General features: G+C 54.8%; 6 protein-coding genes. 1 reads left to right on the top strand and 5 read right to left on the bottom strand.

Translation table 11 applies throughout. The features are described from left to right. Positions 1–55: 55 nt before the first annotated feature. Positions 56–316, bottom strand: coding sequence for a putative holin-like toxin (locus tag HMPREF9453_RS05170; RefSeq protein WP_008859507.1), 261 nt, complete (start codon positions 314–316; stop codon positions 56–58). A gap of 340 nt (positions 317–656) precedes the next feature. On the opposite strand from HMPREF9453_RS05170, the gene HMPREF9453_RS05165 reads away from it, so the two are divergent. Beyond that, positions 657–1,538 (top strand): 3-hydroxyacyl-CoA dehydrogenase family protein, encoded by an 882-nt coding sequence (locus HMPREF9453_RS05165; protein ID WP_008859506.1) that lies wholly within the window; start codon positions 657–659, stop codon positions 1,536–1,538. Positions 1,539–1,840: 302 nt separating this feature from the next. Here HMPREF9453_RS05165 and HMPREF9453_RS05155 read toward each other — a convergent pair whose 3' ends face one another. The 4 genes from HMPREF9453_RS05155 to HMPREF9453_RS05135 form a co-directional block, all read right to left on the bottom strand. Continuing rightward, entirely contained in the window at positions 1,841–3,358 is a 1,518-nt protein-coding gene (locus HMPREF9453_RS05155; protein WP_008859505.1) for a DUF438 domain-containing protein, read from the bottom strand. A 132-nt stretch (positions 3,359–3,490) separates the two neighbouring features. Beyond that, on the bottom strand, positions 3,491–3,994 hold the full coding sequence (locus HMPREF9453_RS05150) for a hypothetical protein (RefSeq protein ID WP_008859504.1): 504 nt from the start codon (positions 3,992–3,994) through the stop codon (positions 3,491–3,493). Between the two features lie 896 nt (positions 3,995–4,890). Then, positions 4,891–6,057: an aminotransferase class I/II-fold pyridoxal phosphate-dependent enzyme gene (locus HMPREF9453_RS05140; protein ID WP_008859502.1), complete on the bottom strand. Its 1,167-nt coding sequence runs from the start codon at positions 6,055–6,057 to the stop codon at positions 4,891–4,893. Beyond that, positions 6,044–6,820 carry a 6-carboxyhexanoate--CoA ligase gene (locus HMPREF9453_RS05135; RefSeq protein ID WP_392389370.1) on the bottom strand — a complete coding sequence of 259 codons (777 nt, stop codon included), beginning with the start codon at positions 6,818–6,820 and terminating at the stop codon, positions 6,044–6,046. Before HMPREF9453_RS05135 ends, HMPREF9453_RS05140 begins: the two co-directional genes overlap by 14 nt. Positions 6,821–7,867: the final 1,047 nt, after the last annotated feature.

The raw sequence follows: 7,867 nt of genomic DNA, 5'->3' as shown, positions 1-7,867 counted from the left end.
AGGAGGGAATAACCCCGAAAAAATTAGATTTTCCAGGGGCTTTATAAAGTTACCCTTAAAGCAGGCTTGTTGTCGGGAGCTTATGTTTCAAGCTTTTGTCTTTTCCATTTTCTGTGGTATAATGGGCATAGAAAGAGACAGCTGACATCCGTGGTAGGGAAATGGCTCTCTCATAATTTTTTGAATTTGAAAGGAGCCTTCCAAGCCATTGGATGGCTTTTTTCAATTGCTGCTTTTTAACAAGCGCAATAATGGCGACCACTAAGGCCGCGAAGTTAATCATGACCATAAAGGCCTGATATAAGTCTTGGCTCATAGTGAATCACCTCCTCTTACAGGAAGTAAGAGAAAGCCCTGCCAGCTGTTTCATGTAAATATTAACATGCTTTTTAGAAATTTGGCAAATATTTCAAAAACAGGGGTAGGTGCACATACGATATATCCATAGCATTTATGATTACACCCGCAGGGCGCTGAATCTTTATTACTGCGGCGGAGCCGCCACTGCAGCCCTCAGCCCTGAAAGGGGCTGTCAAACCTCCGAACCCTCCGGCCAATGGCCGGTCAATCTTAAGAACCTTTTCACTTCAAAGTGATACAATATATACAGGAAACGAGCCCTCACGGCTCATACTGTCAGAAGGAGGTTGACACAAATGGAAATCAGAAAAATTACCATTGCCGGTGCCGGTACCATGGGGTATTCCATGGCGGAAATTTTTGCGCGGAAGGGCTATGATGTGATTCTCTGGAACCACCGGAGCGCTACGCTGGAAAGGGCAAAGACGAAGATCGCACCGGATATGGTGAATCATATTTCTTACACCACCGACCCGGCGGCCTTCCGGGGGCGGGATCTGATTGTGGAAAATATTGTGGAAGATCTGGCGGTGAAATCGGATTTCTACCAGACCTATTCTCCCCTGGCCGATGAACAGACCATCATTGCCACCAATACCTCCGGCCTTTCCATCAATACCCTGGCAAAGTCAGTGAAGGGGCCCGAGCGGTTTCTGGGCATGCACTGGTTCAATCCGCCGACCCTGATTCCGCTCATTGAAATCATCAAGAATGACCATACCCAAGATGAAGTGGCAAAAACCATTTATGACCTGGCCCTTTCCATCGGGAAGAAACCGGCCATTGTGGAAAAAGATGCTCCCGGCTTTGCAGCCAACCGCATCCAGCTGGCAGTGATGCGGGAGGCTCTTTCCATGGTGAAAAAAGGGATTATCAGCAAAGAAGGCGTTGATGCGGTGATGAAGTACGGCCTGGGCTTCCGCTGGGCCTGTCTGGGACCGCTGGAAACGGCCGATTTCGGCGGGCTTGATGTATTTGCCCATATCAGCGAATACCTGATGCCGGACCTGGAAGACAGCCATGAGGTGCCTTCCCTTCTGGCGGAAAAGGTGAAGGAAGGCCATCTGGGCGTGAAAACGGGAGAAGGCTTCTACCGGTATGACGGAGATAAAGCGGCCAGAGCTACCAGGGAAAGGGACCGGAAACTGAAGGCTCTCTATGACGCATTGTATAAATAGTGTCCAGTTCTTCTCGGGGGAGTGCTAAAGACTCTCTGTAAAGGCAAAGGGGCTGTGAAAAAATGGTCATCATTTTTTCACAGCCCCTTTTTTATAATCTGCGGCGAAGCCGCCACCACAACCCTCGGCCTGAAAGGCCGTCAAACCTAAGAACCCTCCGGCCAAGGGCCGGTCCATCTTAAGAACCTTTCCCCCTGCCCCCTGAGCGAAGCGAACACAACCTGCCGCCGACAGGCGGCCACAACCCTCGGGCCAAAGGCCCGTCAACCCTCACGCCCGACAGGGCGTGTCCGCGCCCCTTTTTACTTAGCAAAATGTTCTTTAGCAAATCCCATTTTCTGTACGATTTCCAGGGTTCCCAGGAAGGTGCCTTTGGCGTCCCGCACTGCCATGTATCGTACCAGCACCGGCTCTCCGTTTTTCTCCATCCATACATCGAAAAGGTCCTGCTTTCCGGTGCGGAAGGATTCAATCAGGTTTTTCACCATGGGCACCACCTTCGGCGGGTGGCAGGTATAGACTTCCCGGCCCAGGGCGGTGGCGGGGCGGGAGAAGAGTTTGGGGGCGCCGTCGTCGTTCCAGTAGCGGTTGATGTCATGGGCATCTACGAAGGTGATTTCAAAGGGAAGGGTGTTCAGCAGGGCGGTGAGTTCCTTCAACGTGAGCCGTCCTGTGGGAAGATGGATGATTCCGTCAGAGAGAGAGCTTTCTTCTTTTTCCTGTGGGAAGGCTTCCTGCCAGCGGGGCTGGGGAACAATGAGACAGGGTTCCATGTGGGCGAAGTCCCGGGCAATGCTTTTCCATTCTTCTTCCTTGAAATTCTTGGCGCAGAGGGGGAAGAGGATATTCTTTTCTTTGTAAATCATTTCTTCAGCTCTGGTGAGGGCAGAGGAGAGACGTTCCCGCCACTGGGGCGTTTCACGGACAGCGGGGCTGGCAAGGCCCCGCTTTTCCAGATTTTTCAGGGTGTCCCTGATTTCATCGTCCACGCTCCACATGACGTCCGAGGGGCCGGAGAAACCGTAGTTCATCTTCAGGATGGGGTAAAGGACGTTCTTTTTGTTGTAATGGAAGGAAATCCGGCGGAGCGCTGCCAGTTCTTCCATCAGATTGTCTCCTGCTTCCATCGCTTTCCGCACCTTTTCCAAGTGACTGCCGAGGGCTTCGTTTTCCAGGGAAAGGATGGACAGGGGATGTCCCGGAATGGAGCGGAGGGTTTCGTAAAGGCCGTCGGCGCCGTCTTTTCGTTCCAGGGCGGCAGGGGAGCGGCGGCCCAGGGATTCCTGCACTTTGGCTTCGGCAGCAGCAATTTTTTCCGCTCTGGTGGTGCCGTGGAAGAGGGCGGAGTGGACGTCGCAGAGCCGCTGCACATCCCGGAGGGGGACACCGCCTTTCAGAAGGGACTGCTCAGCCAGGGCGATTTCACCGGGGTCCACGTCTTTGAAGTGCTTTACAAAGTCTGCCCGCACCTTTTCCAGATCCTCTCCGGCGGAAAGGCGGCGGATATATTCGGTGATTCTGGCGGTTCTTTCATTCGGTGCAGTTTCCTCGGAAGGAGCCGCTTTCTCCTCCGGCGCCTGGGCGAAGGAACCGCCCAGGGTAAAACCGTGGGCCAGGAGGGTGGAAATTACTTTCCCCATGTCAATGTGCATCATCATGGCTCCTTTGGGAATGGTCATGAAACGGCCCAGGGTGTTGAGAGCCGTTTTCTCGGTAATGCGGGTAAATCCCAGCTCCTTCATAAGGGGAATCAGTTCCGGATATTCCTTCACCAGATCATGGACACTTTTGGTGAGATAAATGATTTTTGGGTCTGCCATAGGGGCCTCCTTATATTTTATAGATGATTTTCAATGGATAAAATCATTGTAACATGAAAAAAGGGGGGATGTCACTACAGGACATCCCCCGGGGAAAAGGCAGATTTTGGGAAATCTATGATAGAAACAGCTTTATATAGTCCTCACCGCTTTCCGGCAGCGGGTGAAGATTTTTCCAAAGGCCCAGGCTGTGGCGGCGGTGAAAGCCATGCCGGGTGCGGCAGCTATGAGCATGAGGGTGAGGCCCTTGCCCAGAAGGAAGTACATCACCACCCGGGCCAGAGCGGTGCCAAAGGGACCGGAAAAGATGTAGAAAAGTTTGTTAGACCCTGAAAGGAGCCAGAAGGCACCTACCCCCAGACGGAAGGACATCTGGATGGCCACATTCAGAATGGTGCAGGTGCCGAGGGAAAGGCCCATAAGAGAAGCCAGAATGCCGGCGATGATATATTTCTTGAATCCGAAGACACCGCAGATGGCCACAGCAATGGGCGCCGACAGCTGGAACTCCGTGCCCGGCACAATGCCGGGAATGCGGAAGGTGCCGCTCACGGCAATGAGCACGGCCAGGAGGGCTGTTTCGCAGCAGTCTGTAACCATGGTACGTTCTTTGTTAATGGACATGGTTTTTTCCATGATGTTCTCCTTTGAAATTTGAGATTTTAAGATTTGAGCGGTGCTTTCCAGTATTCCCGTAGGGGCCTGCGCCTGCGGCGCAGAGGGGCATATGGCATCCATCGGGCCTTCAGCCCTCGGTGCCAAGGGTTGTGTAGAAAGGTTGCATCGCTTTGCTCAGGGGGCCGCCGATTGGCGGTCAGGACCGCGATGGAGAATCATATCGGCGCTCTGTCCCGTACACCCTTTCCCGCTTCGCGGGACTTCCCCTCAAGGGGAAACGAGAAAATAGGTGGCACTGGATATTGTGTCACATATGATACAGACAGCCAATCCCGTAACGCTCCTTGCGTCCCCTTTAGGGGAAGAGGGCCACAAAGTGGCGAAGGGTGTGCAAGCGAACTGGATTCATAGGGGAGCCCTGCGACCCGCGAATCCAGTGAGACGCCATCCAGCGAAGTCGGTGTGGACGGTGGTAATCCTGATTATGATACTCGATGTGGACGTGACCGCCGAAGGCGGCATTATAAAACTCATCGCCCCCTAAAGGGGAAACGACTCACTGGATTTTCAGGTCGCTGATGCTCCCTTACAAATCCAGTTCGCATAGTGCAAAATGTGTTCGCTGTGCACCGTCAGGGCGCTACCACCACCCTCAGCCCGTCAGGGCTGTCGCCCCCTGAGCGGTAGCGAACACAACCTGCCGCCATTAGGCGGCCATAACCCTCGGGCCAAAGGCCCGTCAACCCTCACGCCGCAGGCGTGTCCAAAGGCGCCAGCCGCGCCCCTTTTTTATAAAACTTGCGGCGTCAGCCGCTACCACAACCCTCGGGGCCAAAGGCCCCGTCAAACTTAAGAACCCTTGGGCCCTGGGCCCATCCATCTTAAGAACCTTTCCCTCTAAACCTGGGACTGCGTCAGCAGTCCTCTATAAAGCACTCTTTCATCACCTTCACAGCCCGGTCCAGTTCTTCTCTGGTATGGGCTGCGGTGACGGTGAGGCGGATGCGGCTGGTGCCGGCAGGCACGGAAGGCGGGCGGATGGCGGAGAGGAGAATACCCCTTTCCCGGCAGCGGGCGGCGTATTCCATGGCCGCTTCTTCCCGCCCCATGACGATGGGGATGATGGAGGTATCACCGGGAAGGAAGGGGATGTTTGCTTCTGTGAGCTTTTCTTTCATATACCCGGTGTTCCGGCGGAGGGCGCCCATGTATGTTTCCGGATTTCTTTCCAGCAGGCGCAGGGCTGCCAGGGCGGCGGCGCCGGTGGCAGCGGAAATGGAGGTGGAGAAGATGAAGGGGCGGGAGCGGTTGCGGAGGTAGTCGGTAATCTGACGGCTGGCAGCTGCAAATCCCCCTTCGGAGCCCAGGGATTTGGACAGGGTGCCCACCTGAATGTCGATGCCCTCCATGTGGTAGTATTCCGCCGTGCCCCTTCCGGTTTCACCGATGACCCCTGTGGCGTGGGCGTCATCCACGATGAGGCAGGCGTTGTATATTTCCTTCAGTTTCACCAGGGACGGCAGGTCTGCCACGTCGCCGTCCATGCTGAATACGCCGTCGGTGACGATGAAGCGCTGGCCCTCTGTCTCCGTTTCATGCAGGAGTTTTTCAAGGGCTTTCATATCAGAGTGGGGGTAGACTTTCACGGCGGCTTTGGAAATACGGCAGCCGTCTACAATGCTGGCGTGGTTCAGGGCGTCGGAGAAAATCACGTCCCCCGGGCCGGCCAGGGCATAGAGGACGCCCAGGTTGGTCATGTAGCCTGTATTGAAAATGACGGCATCTTCTTTATGCTTGAAAGCAGCGATTTCTTTTTCCAGATCTGACAGTTCAAACACTGCGCCGCTGGTGAGCCGGGCACCGCCGGAGCCGGTGCCGTAGGCTATGGCATTTCTGACCGCTTCTTCCACTTCTTTTTCGTGGGTCATGCCCAGGTAGTCGTTGGAATTGAAGACAATGTATTCTTTCCCTTCCCGGTCCACGCCCCGGGAGGCGGTGATCATGCGGAGGTCACGGACTTTCCGGAAACGGCCTTCCGTTCTGATTTCTTCTAGTTCCTTTGGAATGTCACTGATCTTCATGGGGCAGCCTCACAAGAACGGTCTGGTTCTGCATGTAATCATCATAGGCGGCTATATCGGTGCCCGGCTGTACGAAGAATACCCGGCCTCCCACGGGGTCCCTCATGTCCTTCATCACCGTAATGCGGCCATAGCCGAATTTCCGGGAGCCCACGTAGCCGGTGACATAGTCCGGGTCATCGGACCAGCAGAGCTCTGCCACCGTGCCGGGAGCATAGGCCACCTTGGACGCCAGCACCAGCGCTTCCCGGGGATGGTCTCCGCCAAGGCCCTTCCTGCCCATGATTGCATCGTAAAGGGCAGTGTCTTCACAGTCCATATTGCTGCACCGTACGCCCCGTTCATGACGGTCGTCCAGCCGCTTCCCTGTGACCGCGTCCATGACGATGGCGCCCCGCATGCTGTCGGTGAGGGACTCTAGCTCATGAAAGGCGCTCTCAATGGCAGCCTGGCTTACGCCGATGCGGGCAAGCTCTTTCCTGGCCGCCCGCCGTCCCTCTTCTTTGGTGGAAGTATGGATTTGGTAAATGGGAATCATGGGGCAGTAGGTAATGGTCTGGGGCTTCACCTCTTCCACCTTCACCTGAATGAAATCGGCGGCGCCCCGTTCATGGGTCCGGGCCCGGCGAAGCATGGCAATCACATCAGCCTCTACCTGATCCTCCGGCACGATTCTCTCGGCCCCGGAAATATGACGGCCCCCTTCTCCATGATAACCGCCAAGACTGGAACGCATTTTTACACTATACAGCAACGAAACCACTCCTTTTGTCAACTTATTATAGTCTTATTGTCAACTACAAGGGTATAAAATAATCCGAAGTTATCGCACTTCGGCTGTTATTTTTTAGTGTAAAACTGTTAACTCTTATCTGTCAAGTGAGAAATATTATTTAGTTTACAATACAAGAAAAATGGCAGAGTATGGACATGCCCTGTCGGGCGGTCGGGGCCGGGGCCGGGATTTGGGCGGTGCTTTCCAGTATTCCCGAAGGTTGACACGCCTTATGGACAAGCCCTGACGGGCTTGAGGGTTCAAAAGTTTGACGGGGCTATCGCCCCGAGGGCTCTTAAGTTTGACAGCGGCTCTGCCGCTGAGGGTTGTGGTGGGCGCCATAGGGACAAGCCCCTATGGGGCTTGAGGGTTGACGGCCCTCTGGGCCGAAGGTTCTTAAGGGGCTTAAGTTTGACGCGCCTCTGGCGCGAGGGTTGTTGTAGGGCGCCTCTAAATTATAGAAGGCGCCAGTTTGTATAAAACCATACAACCGCCCTGTGGGCGAGGAAATGCATTCCCCCTTTGGTGGCTGGCGCCACCACCTTTCCCGTGGATGCACAGCGAACATGATTTGAAGGAGCGCCAGCGACGCACAAATCATAGTGAGTCGTTTCACCTTTAGGTGGAAAGTCCGGCGCAGCCGGATAAGGGGGAGCCGCGTAGCGGCTAATCACCAGAATGCTTATCATGCTATATGACACTGGAAGTAAATCCCGTAACGCTGATTTTATAAGCATTGCCCGAGAGGGCAATCCGCCACCCTCGGCCCAAAGGGCCGTCAACCTTTCCCTTCACAACCTTTTTACACAACCCGCGGCGTCAGCCGCGCCCCTTTTTTTAAAATCTGCGGCGAAGCCGCCACCACAACCCTCGGCCTGAAAGGCCGTCAAACTTAAGAACCCTCCGGCCGCAGGCCGGTCAATCCTAAGAACCTTTCTCCCTGCCCCCTGAGCGAAAGCGAACACAACCCTTCTACACAACCCGCGGCGCCAGCCGCGCCCCTTTTTTATAATCTGCGGCGGAGCCGCCACAACA

Source organism: Dialister succinatiphilus YIT 11850, assembly GCF_000242435.1.
Lineage (GTDB): Bacteria > Bacillota > Negativicutes > Veillonellales > Dialisteraceae > Dialister > Dialister succinatiphilus.
This window is presented reverse-complemented; position numbering and strand designations above follow the sequence as displayed.